We start from the raw sequence: 16,924 nt of genomic DNA, 5'->3' as shown, positions 1-16,924 counted from the left end.
AAAAATCGACGTTTTTCTTTTGAAAACTTTTAAATATCTAGGATTAAATAATATCAGCCTTTTAATGTTACAATTCGCTAACAATCTGTTTACGATGTAAATTTTCGATTGCAGCTGTTATTTATTTCCTCTTTTTGGTTCGTTTGTAGTACACTAGAAGAAAATACATAAAGTGAGGCTTGCTCAATGACTCCTGCTCATTTGGATTTACTTTTAGAAACCTGTTTGTTAGCTGGTAAAATTATGATAGAAAGCGATGCAGAAATGTACCGTGTTGAAGATACAATGAGCCGAATTGCGCTTGCTTCTGGCAACTATCGAATGGTTAGCTATGTGACACAAACCGGGTTATTTGTTGGCATAGATGGAACCTCCACGATTCGTATGGTTCAAGTAATGAAACGTGGCATTGATTTAGAAAAAATCTCTCGTGTGAATCAGCTGTCTCGTGCTTATGTGGCTGGTGATTTTTCTTTAGAGGAGTTACTGAATAAACTAAAAGTGATAGATAGTGAACACCGACATTTTCCAATTAGCGCACGCATTGTTAGTGCGGCCGTTGTCAGCGCTACAATTATGATTCTTTTTGGTGGTGTCTGGTCCGATTTATTCTTGACTTTTCTGATTGGTGGTTGCGGCTATAGTCTTTATTATTTTAGTTTAAAGTTTCTCAAGATTAAATTTTTATCTGAATTTTTAGCTTCGCTGTTCATTGGTGCAGCCGCTATTCTTTCAGTCAAATTGGGACTCGGACAATCACAAGATTTAATCATCATTGGTTGTGTCATGCCTTTAGTGCCTGGTGTGCAAATTACCAATGCTCTTCGCGATTTGCTAGCTGGACACTACTTATCGGGTGTTTCTCGTGGGACTGAAGCATTAATGACTTCAGGAATGATTGGTTTTGGCATTGCTTTTGTCTTTCAACTTTTCTATTAAAAGGAGTGACTTACTTGCTAGGAATCGTTTTGGTACAATTTATCTTTAGTTTTTTAGCTTCTGCGGCGTTTGCGATTATTATTAATGTTCCTCGACGATCACTGGTGGCTTGTGGTCTAACTGGTAGTGTAAGCTGGATGCTTTATTGGGTAATCGTTGAAGTTTTTAGTGGAAATGCGGCATTAGGTTCCCTCATCGGTGCTGTCGGTGTTGCGGCAGTAAGCTACCTATTCTCAAAAATATTGAAAATGCCTGTCACGATTTTTAATATTCCTGGTATTGTTCCATTGGTACCTGGCGGCTTAGCTTATCAAGCTGTTCGGAATATCGTAATTGGCAATTATGAAAAAGGTGCCTATTTTACCGTGCAAGCTGTAATGATTGCTGGGGCAATTGCGTTAGGCTTAGTCGCTTCTGAGGTTTTCAATCAGAATATCCGCAGCTTTCGGGAAAAAAGAGAATCTTTGGGTTTTATTCGTCGTAAACGCAACAAAATTAAAAAATAGACAGCAAAAAAGTTGGTTGCTTCCATTTGATAAGGAAGCAACCAACTTTTTTTAAAAGGAACGATAGACATATTGATTTTTTGGTGCTTGATCTGCTTTGACTTTCTCCACTTGCACAGTTGGTATTTGTCGTTTAAACGGTGGATAATAGGACAACTCAACCGTGCCGGTAATCGTTACCCAATCATTGTTTTGAAATTGAGTATGTTCAGGAAAATGAACCAACAAGCCAAAAACACCAGAATCAGCGACACAATGAATAATCCCAAAACGGAAAACAAATTGGTCAACACTTTCTTCTCGTTTTGAATTATAGACAAAGCCTTTATAAGAAATCCTTTTTCCTGCAAATTGACTTGGATAATTATAGATTAGTTCCATAATTTCCAAATAGTTTTCATCCGTAATTGAAATCACAGATTGGCCATCATATTGTTTCATGGCTTTTGCCATCTGCTTGTCATAATCCGTCTTATTGAAATACATACTTGTATCAGGTTTCAAATATTGCGTTTGCATATCAGGATCCCCTACTGATTCTTTACTTACTGGAAAGTTAAATCCTTTTGCTTCAACAATTGTTGTATCTAAACTAACTGTCGGAAATAATAAGCCAACAATCAATGGTAAAGAAAGTAGTAAATAGGCAAGCCCTCTTTGGCTGGGTTTTTCCAAATTATGCTGATGGCCATGATGTTCATGTCCCCCATGTTGGTGCATGTCTTCATGTTTTTTTTGCATTGATGGATCTGCTTGGTTCCACAAAATCAATTGGACAATCGCCATAATAAAAGCTAAAACCATTGATAAAACAGCTAAGTAATTATAATGAATATTGATATATTGGTTCAGTTCACCTGAAATTTGAAGATACATCATCAACCCCATATATCCAATTAAAATAATAAATCGTATCATCGATTGTAGGCCTCCTTTCTAAACTACTGCCGCATAAATAGTTACGACAAGCGCCACTATCAAAACAAATTGTACAATGAATGACATTTTAAAATAACGTTTCATCATCAATAAATTTTTAATATCTACCATTGGACCAAAAACCAAGAAGGCGACAATTGGTCCTGTTCCAAACAAACTCAAAAGAGAAGAACCAATAAATGCATCTGCTTCTGAACAAAGTGATAGAGTGGCAGCGATGACTAGCATGACTAGAATCGCTAAAATCTTTGAATGGCCCAATTGCATAAGCGCACCAGTTGGAATATAGGTTTGCATGATTGCTGCTAACAAAGAACCAAAAATTAAATAACGACCCGTATCAAAAAATTCATCAATACTATGGGTTAACGCTGACCAGCCGTTTTTCCAAAATGAACGAACTTCATCAACGTGTTCATGCGTATGAGCAACCTGCTCTTCTTTAATCTGCGCCAACTCTTTTTCTGTTAAAATTGATTCTTTTCGAAAATAAGCTAACCAAATGCCGATAACCCACGCGACAATCATACTGCCTAAAACTCGCCAAATCACAAATTTTGTTGCGCCACTAAAAGCTACGTATGTTGAGAATAGCACAATTGGATTAATGATTGGTGCCGTTAACATAAAAGCAAAAGCGGTATGTGTTGGTACATCTTTTTTAACAAATTGATGCACAATTGGGACGATCCCGCATTCACAAGAAGGGAAGAAAAACCCTAGGAAACTCCCTACACAAATTGATAAAAATTTATTTTTAGGTAACACTTTTTTTACTCGTTCTGGTGTTAAAAAAACATGTAAAGCACCTGAAATCAAGCAACCTAACATGACAAAAGGCAATGCTTCGATAATAATCGAAAGAAAAATAGTGCTCATCTGTAAAACAGAGTTTGGTAAAAATTGAAACATCATAGACCTCCCACTAGTAAAAATCTAGTTAACTATACTCCTAACACCAGACAAACACAAGTATTTGTCAAAAAATTAACTAAGAGTTTAAAAGTATTATCACCGATGTCTCTGTCAAACCAACTGGATAAAAGAACAAAAAATGAGCATGGGACAAAAATCACTTTGGATTTTTGCTCCACGCTCAAAAACTGATAAACCACCATTATTCTAAATTTGAAATAACTCTGAGGCTGAATCGGGGTCTGTATCATATACCTTAAATGCTTCCCCGACGCCTAAATCCTTTTGCTTCAAAGTAGACTCCATTGCCATTCGCGCATGAAGTTTCGTATTATTTTCTTTGCTAAGATGACCTAAATAAATGCGTTTTGTTTTATCACCTAATACATCCGCCATCACAAGAGCACCATCATCATTGGATAAATGGCCTTTATCTCCTAAAATCCGTTGTTTAAGACTCCATGGATAAGGTCCTGCTCGCAAAATTTCAATTTCATGATTGCTTTCGACTAAATAAGCATCTGCATTTTCAATCGTACCACGAATATGATCGCTACAATAACCTGTATCCGTTAGAACAACAAAGGAACGATTATTGCGATGAAAACGATAAAATTGAGGCGCAATCGCATCATGTGAGACACCAAAACTTTCAATGTCCATATCTCCCAAGGTCAAAACTTTGCCCATTTCAAAAATATGTTTTTGAGCGACATCGACTTTGCCAATCATGGGATCCATCGCTTGCCACGTTTTTTCATTGGCATAGACATCTAACTTATATTTTCGCGCTAACACGCCAACGCCATGAATGTGATCCCGATGTTCATGTGTAACTAAAATCGCATCTAAATCTTCTGGTTTACGATTGACTTCTGCTAACAGTGAAGTGATTTTTTTGCCACTTAAACCCGCATCTACTAATACTTTCTTTTGGTTGGTTTCAATAAAAAGGGAATTGCCTGTACTGCCACTGGCAAGAACACTGATATTAAAAGCAAACTCTGAATCCATTTAAAACTCTTCCCTTCTACATTACAACATTAACGTGTTTCATTATACAACGGACCTTAATGTTTTTCCACCTTTGGCACAGTATTATTTGTGATGATGGTATTACTTACGGCATTCACCTGTTCAATTTCAACTGAATCTTCACCAGTAGAAATTCCTACAAACCAGACTGGAACGTATACATTTTTCTCACGAATTTTATAAATTCTTGAATAGGCCAATTTAATGAATGTTATTTTGGAATTACTAGGAATCCGGTTATTCATATAGAGCGTGTCTATCGCATCACGATTGGAATATAAATCCGTTTTGTCCCGTAACTCTTCAATATTTTCAATGTGCGTTTGCGAATATTTACTAATTTTCCATAATTCACCTGACGTATCTGCTAAAATACTTAATTTTGCCGTGTCGTCTCTAAAGGGAATTCCTTTATACGATTGTGCAGCCACAATTTCTGCCGTCGGCTCTTTTAAATGAGAAAATTCTGGTAAGTATTGATATTCGTCTCCGAATAATAAAGCATTTTTTTCATTTAAAAAGGTACTTAAATCTTTATCAATTTTCTTAGGATCAATAAAATAGTTTTTACTAGGCACACTCGTTAAAGTATTATCCGCAATTTGCAGCCCATTTCTCAAAAAGTTTTTATTCTTTTCACGTTGGATTTTTAAAGCAGCCGAAAAATTGGTTTGTTCGCCACTTAAATAATAACCTTCCAATCGTTCTGAAGAAAGTGTCCCTTTATACGAGATGTTATCTTTTTCCAACCGACTTTCAATCGATTCTGTTTGGCTGGAAGAAGAGACGTTGCTCTCCTCTTGTTGACCTTCCCGATAAATTCCAAATAAAAAAATATTTAATCCTAAAAACGCTAGGAAGAAAATCCACTCAATTCGTTTAAAATCCATTAGCCCACCTCCAAGCTTGGTAATTGTTTTACCAAGTCCGTTGCAGTGTACCAATTGTTGTTATAAAGGACATACCATTCCGGACTTAAATCAACGACTTGTTTGACTTCTTCAATTGTCTGCCACGTATAACCAATAACAGCCGATTGGATTTTTTCCTTTTTAGCACCAGCCGTTTCTAAACGCTTAATCAATTTTTCCGTGCTTTCCAGCGTCACTTCTTCTTCTGAAGGAATCGGCACTTGGATCGTATTCACACTTGTGTTAATGGTTACGCTTGGCGCAGCACCATCGTTGTTCGTGATGCGAATATCCACTTGGCCTTTTAAATCATTACTGAACACTGGGAAGCCTTCCACAAAAGTCCGATAATTGACACTATCTTTCGTTCGATCAAAGTAACGTAAATTCCCCATATTGGTTCCTAAACGTTTTACATAAGAAAAGCTTTGATTATAGATTGAATCCCGTTTATTCTCTTCTGGCAAGGTCCCTTTAAAATCGATTTTTCCCAGTTTTTCTTCTGCAAACAATCGTTCTTCTTTACTCGTGTAGGTTAAGTCTTGACTGTCTTCATTGGTTTGGATATCTTCCGTTTCATTGAAAAAAGCATTCCTAAAACGAGTAACTGGTTGCGAAGCTAAAATATAACTGTACTTTTTCAACTTCATATCATTGGTTAAATAACATTGTCCTTGTTTGGTTAGCGTATTTTCGGAAACGTCTTGATATTGCAATCCCTCTTTATTGATAATTCCCATTAAGCGCGCCTTATTGACAGTCATGGGCGCTTCATAGACGTTGGCTTGGTCATAATCTAAAAAACGTATCTTATTTTCGTTAAAATCCAATTGAATTTTCGTAAAATACTGGTCCGTCAACTCATTAAAGTTAGTAAAATTAATGGATAGATTATAAATCGAAGCATAGTCCGAGATTAAAAAGGGACCTTGATAAAGAAGTTCAATGCCTTGTTCCATTTGGTTGTAGCGCTTAAGTTGCTCTGCATTTTTTGTCACAACTTGTGTCAATTTACCAAACGTAGCCATTTTAATATCATTTTGAACATTACTAATTAATGTTTCACGATTACTTTGCATCGCTTTTCCATCAGTTATTCGAATCAATTGCAAAGGTAAATAGACATCGCCAATGGCTTTTTCATTGACAGCTGTTGTGACTTGGCTTCCCGACTTCATTTCTGGTATTTTTTTGGCAGAATTCAGCCAGATATTGACTGAAAAATATATACTTAAAATGACCATCAAAATCAAGCCAATTCTTGTAATCCATTCTGATAATTTCATCATTCCCACCAATCCTCTTCATAAGGTTCATATGGTAGTGAAATATAGAAAGTCGATCCTTCACCTTCTGTACTTTCCACCCAAATACTCCCGTTATGGGCCCGAATTACTTCTTTAGAAATTGCTAAACCTAAACCAGTCCCACCTTGTGCTCGCGCACGGGCTTTATCCACACGATAAAAACGCTCGAAGACTTTCCCGAGATCTTTTTTAGGGATGCCCAAACCTTGGTCCGAGATACTAAAGACGACATTATTATGTGTTTCAACTAGTCGGCAGGTAATGACGCCGCCATCTGGCGAATACTTAATCGCATTGTTCAAAATGTTGTCTAAAACCTGAATTACTTTGTCTGTATCTAACTCTACCCATAAATCGCGTTTAGTAAATTCACGGCGAATTTTGTAATTTTTTTGCTCATTTTCAATCATCATATCAAAGCGATCCAAGACAAAATTAATCAATTCGTTAAAATTCACATACTCTAATTGAAGATGTGTATTCCCAGAGTCCATCCGAGATAAATTCAACAAATCATTAATCATACGAATCATCCGGTCGGTTTCTTCTAACGTAACTTTTAAGAAATTCGGCGCAATCTCAGGGTTTTCCCAAGCTCCTTCACTCAAAGCCTCTATATAACTACGCATACTTGTCAAAGGCGTTCGCAACTCATGAGAAACATTGGAAACAAATTCCCGTCTTTCCCGTTCGTTTTTTTCCTGTTCTGTAACGTCATGAAGTACGCAAACTAAGCCAGTAATAAATCCTGATTCCCGACGAATCATCGTAAAGTCTACCCGGATAATCATTTGGTCTTCTTCACGATCAGACGTTGAGCGATCAATCAGCAGTTCATCTGGCTCTTCTAACAGCTTCCGCAATGTGTAATCTTCTTCAATATCTAACAACTCTAATAACGAGGTCCCAATCACATTTTCATTTTTTACATTTAATAATGAAAGGGCCATTTCATTAATCGTAATCACCTTTCCGCGGCGATCCGTCGCAATGACACCATCTGTCATATGCGTTAAGACACTATCTAAACGATTTCTTTCTGCTTCCATTGTTTCTTGTGCTTCTTCAATCCGTTCTGATAATTGATTAAATGTTTCTGCTAATTGGCCTAATTCATCTTTTCCATGGACTTCTACTTTTCCAGCGTAATCACCACGAGCGATTCGAATGGCTTGCTCGCGCATTTCACCAATCGGCTTCGTGATTGATCGTGCAATCAGTAAGGTCACAATAATCGAGATTGCTGCGGCAATAATAGAAGCAGTGAAAAAGATACTTGCTGTGTTGGTAATTTCTTGGTATTTATTTTCTAAATTACTTTTCACATAAAGGACACCAATCACTGTTTCTCCAGTAGGCGATTGAATCGGCTGGACATTCACATACACGCGTTTATCATTATCTAAAGCTTGATATTTTTTACTCGTAAAGTCATTTAAATCACGATAATCATTCTTTTTCCCAATAATATTTTGTTGATTTAAATCATTGGTTGCCCGAATAATCCCTTTATCATCGACAATTCTCGCTTCAGAAATGTCTGCATTTGAAAAATCAGATAACGCTTTTTTTAAATTTGCATCAACGTCACTACGTTCGAGATCTTTGTTGCTCATCTGCGTACTTAACGTATTTGACAATTGGACAACCTGAGAATCCATATTTTTCTTAAAATCGGAAATTGTAGTGGCTTCCAATTCACGAATGAAATAGCCACCAATGATTTGAATCGCAATCAGTAACAGCAGAATAAATGATAAAGCAATCTTAAAATTAACAGATTGAAAAAAGTGAACTTTTTTCTTCATACCTGATTACTCCTGTTCAGGATTTCTTAGATAATAACCAACCCCACGACGAGTAACTAAATACGTTGGATGACTTGGACTATCTTCAATTTTTTCTCTTAAACGACGTACGGTTACGTCCACTGTCCGCACATCACCAAAATAATCATAACCCCAAACGGTTTGTAATAAATGTTCACGAGTCATGACTTGTCCGATATGTTTTGCTAAGTAATAAAGTAACTCAAATTCACGGTGGGTTAATTCAATTTTTTCACCCCGTTTTGAGACCATGTATGCATCAGGATGAATGGTTAAATCACCAATCGTTAATTCAGATTGCGTTGTCACCTCGGCTTCTTTCGCATTGGTTGCACCTCGCCGTAAATTGGCTTTTACACGAGCAACTAATTCACGATTTGAAAATGGTTTCGTTACATAGTCATCGGCTCCTAATTCTAATCCTAAAACCTTATCGATTTCAGAATCTTTGGCAGTCACCATAATGATTGGCATATCATGTGTTTTGCGCACTTCTCGCGCGACTTCTAAGCCATCCATTTTAGGGAGCATTAAGTCTAAAATAATTAAGTCTGGTTCCACTTCTTCCACTTTTTCAAGTGCTTCTTCTCCATCGTAAGCAGTAAATACTTCATATCCTTCTTTAACCAAATTATATTTAACGATCTCTGAAATTGGCTTCTCGTCATCAACTACTAAAATTTTCTTCACAAAGAGACACCTCTTTTTCCTTCTAATCTTATTTGATACTTTCCTATTATACCTTATTTTGATGATGTTTTCATCTTTGGTTAAAAATGCGCCTTTAGGTTCTCCTAGTATAACAAAAAAAGAATCTCTGACAACAATTGACGCTTGTTATCAAAGATTCTTCTTTCGCTAATCTATTCTTCCGTATCTAAGACGAATTTTGCTACAAGAGCGGCTAATAATCCACCAATTAATGGCGCAACGATAAAAATCCACAACTCAGATAACGCTGAACCACCCGCAAAAACGGCTGGCGCGATGCTACGAGCTGGGTTGACAGAAGTTCCTGTCAAAGGAATGCCGACTAAGTGAATCATTGTTAGTGTTAACCCAATTACGATTCCTGCTAATGAAGCATTGCCTTTCTTAGCACTTGTAACTGTCATGACAACTAAAACAAAAATAAATGTTAAAATAATTTCGACTATCAATGCACCAGCAACACTTAATTCCCCTACGCCATTTTGACCTAAGTTCTCAATACTTTTACCAGCACCTTTTAGAATGCTTAATAATGCAAATGAGGCAATCAAGCCACCAACAATTTGTCCCACTACATAGTAGATTAGTTCCATTGTTGTCATTCGTTTATTAAGCCACATTCCTATAGAAACAGCTGGGTTTAGATGTGCACCTGAAATTGTGCCAATACTATAGGCAGCAGCAACGATTGTTAACCCAAATGCTAAGGCAATCCCCGTTGTTCCAATCCCTTCCATACCATTTCCTAGAACGGCTGTTCCTGTCCCAAAAAAGACAAGAATAAATGTTCCTAAACATTCTGCTATTGCTTTTTTCACAAAAAATTCCCCCTTTGTAGACAAATTGTAACACATTCGTGAAATTTTCAATATAATTTTCGTTGTTTTTTCAGCAAAATGATATTTCTATGAAAAAGAGAAATCTTAAATGAAAAATCCCCTCAAAAAAATTTGAGGAGATTTTTCATTTAATTAATCATTTAATAACTGTATACCAACACCTAAAAGTCCTGGTCCTGTATGAACAACTAATGCCGGACTAATCGTTCCAAAGTAAATTTCTTCTGCTTGTGGAAAAGCCGCTTTCAAGCGTTCCATCATTGCTTTTGCTTCTTCCTCTGCCGCACCGTGAGCGACTGCCAAACGAAAACGGGGTGCCTCACCTATAAAGTTCGTCACCAACTCAAACGTTTTATCAAGACTTTTTTTACGGCCGCGAGACTTAGCCACCGTATAGTAAATACCTTCTTCATTACAAGAAATAATGGGGTTTAATTTTAGCGCATTCCCTAAAATAGAAGTGACTAAACCAATTCGTCCACCTTTTTGTAAATATTCTAAAGTGGCTACATTAAAAAATACTTTTGCGTTGGCTACTTCTTCTGTTAATTTTTGTTGTAATTCTTGCCAGCCTAATCCTGTTTCAATTAATTCTGCTGCTCGTATCGCCTGAATGCCAGCCCCGATACCAATGTTCTTTGTATCTAAAACAAATACATCTAGTCCTTCGGTTTGTTCTCCAAGCAAGCGAACCACATTATAGGTTCCACTTAAACCACTAGAAATAGTCACCGCTAAGACTTTTTCGTAACCCGCTTCTTTAATTTTGTCAAAAATAGCTTGGATTGTTGCGCCATCTGGTAATGAAGTACTAGGGATTTCTTTCTCTAAACGTTGATACACTTCTTCTGGTGTAATATCTACCTTATCTGTATAGGTTTTTTCAGGATAAATAATCTGTAAAGGCAAGACATACATGCCGTATTGTTTGACTAATGCCTCTGGAACATCTGTCCCAGAATCAACCAGTAGTGCGATCTTTTCTTTATTCATGTGTCATCTCATCCATTTCTTTTAAGTATTCTTGTTCCAATTCAATCACTTTTTCACTAAACATTTTAGTAGCAAAAGACATTGTCGCTGCTTTTACAGCCAAATATTCAATCCCCATAGGTTCTTGTGATTTGGCCTGAACTTCTTTTTCTTGCGCTTGAGCAGCAATCACATAAATCGCTCGTTCCTGTTCTTGACAAAATAAATTGTACGCTTCACGAATACCAACCGTGGCTCCTTGGAATAAAATGCCTTGCTTAATTTCTGGCAATGTTAACACTTGTTTCAACAACGTAATCGCAATTAAAAACGCTAAATGCTTTTGATTGTAGCGCTTTTTCACTGGGGCCGGGATTAACCCGTGTTTGACATAATTATTAACCATCGAGGACGTTAACAAAGTATGTTTTTCCAGTGTAATCAATGGGGATAAGTATTTTTCTATCAGAGTAATCACTTGATCCATATATAATTCAATATCTGGTAACTCATGCCATCTTGGCAAATGAACGTTTTCCAATTGTTGGCCCCAATTTTGTAGTGATTTTTCTATCTCGTCCATAAAAACCCTCCTAACCATTTCTAAAAAAGAATATCATACTTTTGACAATTATTCAATCTAGTTTTTAAAACTAGATTGAATAAAAAAGAAAAGCGAGCAATTTTGGAATTGTTCACTTTTCTCTCTTTATTTTTTTAAAGAACGTTTTCCGATTAAAATACCTATCAAAAACAGGCCTTCTAATAAAACAAAAAACAAGATAAAACAATGCATAAAGTAGGCTTCAGGTAAGGCATTGATAATCGGATCAGTCAGCGGATTAAATAACCAAGCATCGTTGTTAAAAAATAATCCATGAAACGCAATAAAAAATTGATCAAAGCCAATTAGCATGAAAAAGCCAAAAAGCACAGGCAAAAACATTCCCCACTGAAATGGCCGTATCAATGTCCATAAACGCTGATTTTTCACCAAATATTTTAAATAAAGGACACTAGGCAACAACGTAACTAGTAATACGCCATAGCACAATAAAAACAATTTTTTCACTTCATAAAAATGAAAAGCCGCGCTATCAGACATTGGAAAATCAGGAAATACTAATGTTTTTTCAAAAGGATTGTTTAAGTACATCATTAAATGATCGTAATTTTTAATCAAGGTCACACGATCAACCTCTACGTCTTTTAAAATATTTAAGTGTTGGATATCAAAAAGATACAATGGACGAAAATTAATCGTGATCGTGATACTTAAAGCCACAATCGTTAAAAACAAACAAATGAGTCCAAGTGTTTCCCTTAAACGCAATTTCGACCTCATCATACTCAAAAAGTCCATTCATCTAAGGAATCAACAACATAGGTTGGCGGCGTTGGCAAAGTTGGAACAGCTGACTTAGGGGTAAAACCTGATGTAACTAACAAGCTATCAATACCATTTTGAATCCCTGATTGAATATCGGTTTCATAATTATCTCCAACCATAATTACTTGCTCTTTTTCCACGCCTAAATGCGCAATCGCTCGTTCCATGATAATCGCTTTTGGTTTGCCAATATAAACTGGTTTTGTTTGAGTAGCTGTCTCCACAAACGTCACAACTGAACCTGCACCAGGTAATAAGCCTCTTTCTGTCGGAATGTTCTTATCTGGATTGGTCCCAATAAACAACGCCCCTTTTTGAATGGCTAAGGTAGCTAAAACCACTTTTTCGTAAGATAATTCTGTATCAAGTCCCACGACAACATAATCAGGATTTGTTTCATCCCATTCAAAACCTGCTTCTAAAATTAAGTCAATTAAACCAGCCTCGCCGATGACAAAGACTTTCTTGCCTCGATTGGTTTCTTTCATGTAATCAATCGTCGCTAAAGTCGCTGTATAAACAAGGGATGCTGGGACATGAATATCAAATTCATTTGCTAAACGTTGTGCCACTGTTTCAGGAGATTTAGTGGTATTATTCGTTACAAATAAAAAAGGCAAATCTTTTTCCTGTAACTGCTCGACAAAACGTTTTCCGGCTGGAATTGGTTCTTTTCCTAAATAAATCGTTCCATCTAAATCAATTAAATATCCTTGATAGTCTTTTTTCACTCTGTTTACTCCTCACGTTGACGAATCGTAAAGCCTTTGCCAGATTTTTTGGAACTAGGCTGTTTGGGTGTAGTCGTTTTTTTATTTTCTTCTTTTCGCGTACGAATCACTGGCTTGCTATTTTTATTAGCGGGCGCACTCTTTTCCTCGACAAACGCGTTAGAACGATTATTCTTTTTATGGCGACGACGACGATGCGTTGTTTTTTCTTTACGTTCCCCTGTTCGTTCAATTACAAAATAGGCACAGCCAAAATTACAATATTCATACAAATAGTCTTCTAGTGTATCAATGCGTTGATCCGGCGCTGCCCGACGATTAGAAGTATCAAAAAAGCCACGCAAGCGTAACTGTTCATAGCCCCAGTCTCCTACGATATAATCATAACGCGCTAATACTTCACTAAACCGTTCACCTAAGCGTTCAGGATCAAAGGCATCACGATGATTTTTAACAATTCGGTACTCTCTTTCACCAATTTGAATATCTGTTTCATTCACAATGGTGACAATTTCCCCTTTTTTCTTTTCTTTTACAGGTTCTTCTTTTATTTCTTCAAGAACTGCTGTTAGTTCTTCTGTAAAGGTTGCAGCAGTTTCTGTTTCTGTTTCTTTTTCTTTTTTTTCGGTTGTCTTTTTGTCTGTCATTTTTTCACCACCTAGTTTTTATTATACCTTGTTTTTATTTGATTGGATAGTGGGCATGCAGATAGTTCGCCACGACAGTTCTTAAAACGTCTGGAAATAAAAATTCGACTTCTCCAACTAACTCAATCGTTGGGAAAAACGGAACAAATTGAAAGTGATCCACTGTTGTCAACGTATACTTCTGCTCTGGCTGAATAGGTTTCCCTTGCCAAAAAACGGTCTGGCTATTTCGCTCAAAACGAATCCCATCATAACATAATTCGCCAAAAATTTTCCCGCGGAAGCCCATCCCGCGAATCGGAAATTTCCGCAGAAATTGACGACTTTTTTCCATTTCACGAATCAAACGGCTCATGTCTGACCCTTTCAAGGTAACCTTGATTAAATGCATTGGATGAGGCAAAGCCTCATGTAATTGGTCTGCATTGATTATTCCTTCTGGTAAATCTGCTAAAAATAACCCGTTGTTTAACACAGCCACTTCGGTCTGCCCAGCTTCTTTTAACGCCTTCAAGGCAACAGTTATAAAGGCATGCGGTTGCCGTAAGTCCGTTGACAAGGTTTCAGGGATTTGTGCAATTTGCTGCGCTTGCAATAGTCGATGACCTTCCGTTAAGTAACCCGCAATTTCCTTGGCATCAGTTGCTTGCTCTTCTAAACTTGCTGTTTCAATCGTTTTTGCATAACTTGTGACTTGCTTCGTGTCGGCATCCACAAACAGATGCACTTCACCAATATACTGTCCATATTTGCCAGCAGCTGCTAGTTGCACATGATTAATTTTTTCACCATCTTTAAATAAATGATGTGTATGGGAACCTAAAATCACTTGAATTTCAGGATAATTCGCCGCAATCATAAAATCAGTATCTATCCCCAAGTGACTAAGCAAAATGAGAACATCACATTGAGGCGCAACTTCTGTAATCAGTTGAGGAAGGACTGCTTCCACTTGTTTGATTGTCCAGCCATTGGGATTATACGTTAAAGGAAATGGTGCGGTTAAGCCAATAAACCCTAACTTCGTGCCTTCTTTAGTTGTCACAATTTTATATGCTTGACAAAAATCTGGTAACGTTTGGGTTTTTGGATCTTCTAAATTAGCTAAGACCACTTCAAATGTTGCCTGATCATATAAATGCTCTAATTGTTTCTTTGAATTGCCGATTCCTTCATTATTTCCAATTGTAACCAGATCATACGCTAATGTATTCATTATAGCTACATTTGCTCGACCATCTGTTGCTTCGGTCAAAGGATGACACCGATCTGAAAAGTCACCTAAATCAATGGTTACGACTGTTTTGCCCTCTTTTTGGTACAGCGAACGTTTGGCTTTAACCAGACGCCGTATTTTGGGCCAATTTTCAAAGTGAGAATGAAGATCATTGGTATGGAACAACACAATCTCTTCCACTAAAATCGCCTCCTTTATTCAGCGCTCTGATTAATAGTACCATATTTATAGAAGAAAGTTACAAAAAAGAACAGATGACTTTAGAAGAATTTCTCCTAAAATCACCTGCTTTTATCAGGACGAACTATGCGTTATTTTTGGGACGCTTGCGTTGCGTCGCTTCCATGATAACTGGTAAGATCACTGGACGACGTTTGGTTTGTTCAAATAAATAACGGCTTAAGTTTTCGCGGATTTCTTGTTTCAGTTTGCTCCATTCGAAATCGTCACTTTCTAAATGCTTTTCAACAATTTCTGTAACAATATTGCTACTTTCTTTCATTAGGTCTTTACTTGTTTTAACGTAAACAAAACCTCTAGAAGTAATTTTAGCTGGGGAAACAATTCGTTTTTCTCGGCGATTAATTGTCACAACAGCCACAAAAATACCATCTTCGGAAAGAATACGACGATCCCGTAAAACGATATTACCAATATCGCCGACACCAATCCCGTCAATCATAATATTTTCGGCCGTTGTGCTGCCAGCTACCGACATTCTACCTTTTGTATACTCTAGAATGTCCCCACGACCTGTAATAAAGATATCTTTATAAGGCATGCCAATTTCATGTGCTAAGTCCGCATGCGCAGCTAACTGGCGGTATTCACCTTGGACAGGAATGAAATATTTTGGTTTCATTAAGTTCAGCATCAATTGCAAGTCATTTGGATTAGCGTGACCAGACACACGTAAATTGTCGGAAATTTGCTTCACCGTAGCACCGGCCCGATAGACAATATCCTCTGTTTTGGCAACCGTTGTTTCCATGGCCGTTGTCGGCGTTGTCGTAATATAAACTAAATCGCCTTCTTCAATTCGAACGACACCATGTGTATTATTAGCCATTTTTTGAAGTGACTTAATAGGTTCTCCCATCCGGCCTGTTTCTAAAATTAATAACTGTTCGGGTGCATATTTTTTCATTTCTTTTGGTTTCACTAATAGATCTTCGCTTGGCAATTGTAATTTTTCCAATTTCATCGCCGTCCGAATAATCCGTTCAAAATCTTGGCCTGTCAAAACGACTTTACGACCAGAACGATCCGCTGCATTCAATACTTGTTGGACCCGTTGCAAATTACTTGCCACACATGCCACGATGATTCGTCCTTCCCAATAGCGAATCGTGTCGAACACTTCATCAGCGATTTGGGCTTCGGAAGCAACTTGGACTGGGTTTTCAGCATTTGATGAATCACTAAGTAGCGCCAAGACGCCTTCTTTCCCAATTTCAGCCAAGCGGCCATAATCGGTTTGATACATCTCAATCGCACTTTGATCAAATTTAAAATCACCAGTATAAACAATGTTGCCTTCTTTTGTTTTGATACTAACACCAATCGAATCTGGAATGGTGTGCGTTGTTTTAAAGAAGCTCACCGTTGCTTGACCAAAATCAATTTCTGTATGCGGGTCAATCACATGGAAATCTTTAAATTTCTTCGTTTCCGCATGACTGTTGACACTTAGTTTTGCTAGTTCAATCGTTAATTCTGTCCCAAAAACAGGCACTTGAATTTTTGAAAGCAAATACGGTAAGGCCCCAATTGCATCTGCATGGCCATGTGTTAAAAAGACCCCTGCAATTCGTTCACTATTTTCTTCTAAATACGTAAAATCCGGAATGACGACGTCAATTCCTAAAAGTTCGTTCTCTGGATATTGTAATCCACAATCCAGTACAAAAATTTCATCTTCCACTTCAGCAACGTACATATTTTTTCCATTTTCACGAACGCCGCCTAATGGAACGATTTTTATTGTACTCACTCTTTTCACCTCTCTATGATTAC

17 protein-coding genes are annotated in these 16,924 nt (G+C 37.2%); 2 read left to right on the top strand and 15 right to left on the bottom strand.

The window, feature by feature from the left end; translation table 11 throughout:
• Positions 1–186 precede the first annotated feature (186 nt).
• Together IGJ63_RS04730 and IGJ63_RS04725 are read left to right on the top strand one after the other, a co-directional pair.
• Positions 187–939, top strand: a complete 753-nt coding sequence (locus tag IGJ63_RS04730; protein ID WP_002357938.1) for a threonine/serine exporter family protein — start codon at positions 187–189, stop codon at positions 937–939.
• 5 nt (positions 940–944) lie between these two features.
• Entirely contained in the window at positions 945–1,445 is a 501-nt protein-coding gene (locus tag IGJ63_RS04725; RefSeq protein ID WP_002382172.1) for a threonine/serine exporter family protein, read from the top strand.
• 51 nt (positions 1,446–1,496) lie between these two features.
• Here IGJ63_RS04725 and IGJ63_RS04720 read toward each other — a convergent pair whose 3' ends face one another.
• The 15 genes from IGJ63_RS04720 to IGJ63_RS04650 all read right to left on the bottom strand — a co-directional run bounded on the left by IGJ63_RS04720 (position 1,497) and on the right by IGJ63_RS04650 (position 16,901).
• Positions 1,497–2,363: a TIGR03943 family putative permease subunit gene (locus tag IGJ63_RS04720; RefSeq protein ID WP_002357940.1), complete on the bottom strand. Its 867-nt coding sequence runs from the start codon at positions 2,361–2,363 to the stop codon at positions 1,497–1,499.
• A gap of 18 nt (positions 2,364–2,381) precedes the next feature.
• A complete protein-coding gene (locus IGJ63_RS04715) occupies positions 2,382–3,296 on the bottom strand; it encodes a permease (protein ID WP_002379342.1) in 915 nt (304 codons plus the stop codon).
• 210 nt (positions 3,297–3,506) lie between these two features.
• Positions 3,507–4,313, bottom strand: coding sequence for an MBL fold metallo-hydrolase (locus tag IGJ63_RS04710; protein ID WP_002357943.1), 807 nt, complete (start codon positions 4,311–4,313; stop codon positions 3,507–3,509).
• Positions 4,314–4,369: 56 nt separating this feature from the next.
• On the bottom strand, positions 4,370–5,224 hold the full coding sequence (locus tag IGJ63_RS04705) for a two-component system regulatory protein YycI (RefSeq protein WP_002365516.1): 855 nt from the start codon (positions 5,222–5,224) through the stop codon (positions 4,370–4,372).
• Positions 5,224–6,534, bottom strand: coding sequence for a YycH family regulatory protein (locus IGJ63_RS04700; RefSeq protein WP_002385989.1), 1,311 nt, complete (start codon positions 6,532–6,534; stop codon positions 5,224–5,226). Before IGJ63_RS04700 ends, IGJ63_RS04705 begins: the two co-directional genes overlap by 1 nt.
• Positions 6,531–8,360, bottom strand: coding sequence for a cell wall metabolism sensor histidine kinase WalK (gene walK, locus IGJ63_RS04695; protein WP_002357946.1), 1,830 nt, complete (start codon positions 8,358–8,360; stop codon positions 6,531–6,533). Before walK ends, IGJ63_RS04700 begins: the two co-directional genes overlap by 4 nt.
• 6 nt (positions 8,361–8,366) lie before the next feature.
• Positions 8,367–9,071, bottom strand: a complete 705-nt coding sequence (yycF, locus tag IGJ63_RS04690) for a response regulator YycF (protein WP_002357947.1) — start codon at positions 9,069–9,071, stop codon at positions 8,367–8,369.
• A gap of 173 nt (positions 9,072–9,244) precedes the next feature.
• Complete coding sequence (locus IGJ63_RS04685) at positions 9,245–9,946, bottom strand: MIP/aquaporin family protein (RefSeq protein ID WP_180758922.1); 702 nt, start codon at positions 9,944–9,946, stop codon at positions 9,245–9,247.
• A 117-nt stretch (positions 9,947–10,063) separates the two neighbouring features.
• Entirely contained in the window at positions 10,064–10,924 is an 861-nt protein-coding gene (locus IGJ63_RS04680; protein WP_002357950.1) for a DegV family protein, read from the bottom strand.
• On the bottom strand, positions 10,917–11,486 hold the full coding sequence (locus IGJ63_RS04675) for a DUF1836 domain-containing protein (protein ID WP_002357951.1): 570 nt from the start codon (positions 11,484–11,486) through the stop codon (positions 10,917–10,919). Before IGJ63_RS04675 ends, IGJ63_RS04680 begins: the two co-directional genes overlap by 8 nt.
• A gap of 126 nt (positions 11,487–11,612) precedes the next feature.
• Positions 11,613–12,266: a TIGR01906 family membrane protein gene (locus tag IGJ63_RS04670; RefSeq protein ID WP_002382167.1), complete on the bottom strand. Its 654-nt coding sequence runs from the start codon at positions 12,264–12,266 to the stop codon at positions 11,613–11,615.
• Positions 12,254–13,024, bottom strand: a complete 771-nt coding sequence (locus IGJ63_RS04665; protein ID WP_002357953.1) for a TIGR01457 family HAD-type hydrolase — start codon at positions 13,022–13,024, stop codon at positions 12,254–12,256. Before IGJ63_RS04665 ends, IGJ63_RS04670 begins: the two co-directional genes overlap by 13 nt.
• Positions 13,025–13,029: 5 nt before the next feature.
• Positions 13,030–13,671 (bottom strand): YutD family protein, encoded by a 642-nt coding sequence (locus tag IGJ63_RS04660; protein ID WP_438746006.1) that lies wholly within the window; start codon positions 13,669–13,671, stop codon positions 13,030–13,032.
• A 34-nt stretch (positions 13,672–13,705) separates the two neighbouring features.
• On the bottom strand, positions 13,706–15,088 hold the full coding sequence (locus IGJ63_RS04655) for a bifunctional metallophosphatase/5'-nucleotidase (protein WP_002369594.1): 1,383 nt from the start codon (positions 15,086–15,088) through the stop codon (positions 13,706–13,708).
• Between the two features lie 124 nt (positions 15,089–15,212).
• Positions 15,213–16,901 carry a ribonuclease J gene (locus IGJ63_RS04650; RefSeq protein ID WP_002375145.1) on the bottom strand — a complete coding sequence of 563 codons (1,689 nt, stop codon included), beginning with the start codon at positions 16,899–16,901 and terminating at the stop codon, positions 15,213–15,215.
• Positions 16,902–16,924: the final 23 nt, after the last annotated feature.

The organism is Enterococcus sp. DIV1375a (genome assembly GCF_051712205.1).
Lineage (GTDB): Bacteria > Bacillota > Bacilli > Lactobacillales > Enterococcaceae > Enterococcus > Enterococcus faecalis.
The sequence above is the reverse complement of the archived record's forward strand: the minus strand, read 5'-3'. Positions and strand labels throughout refer to the sequence as shown.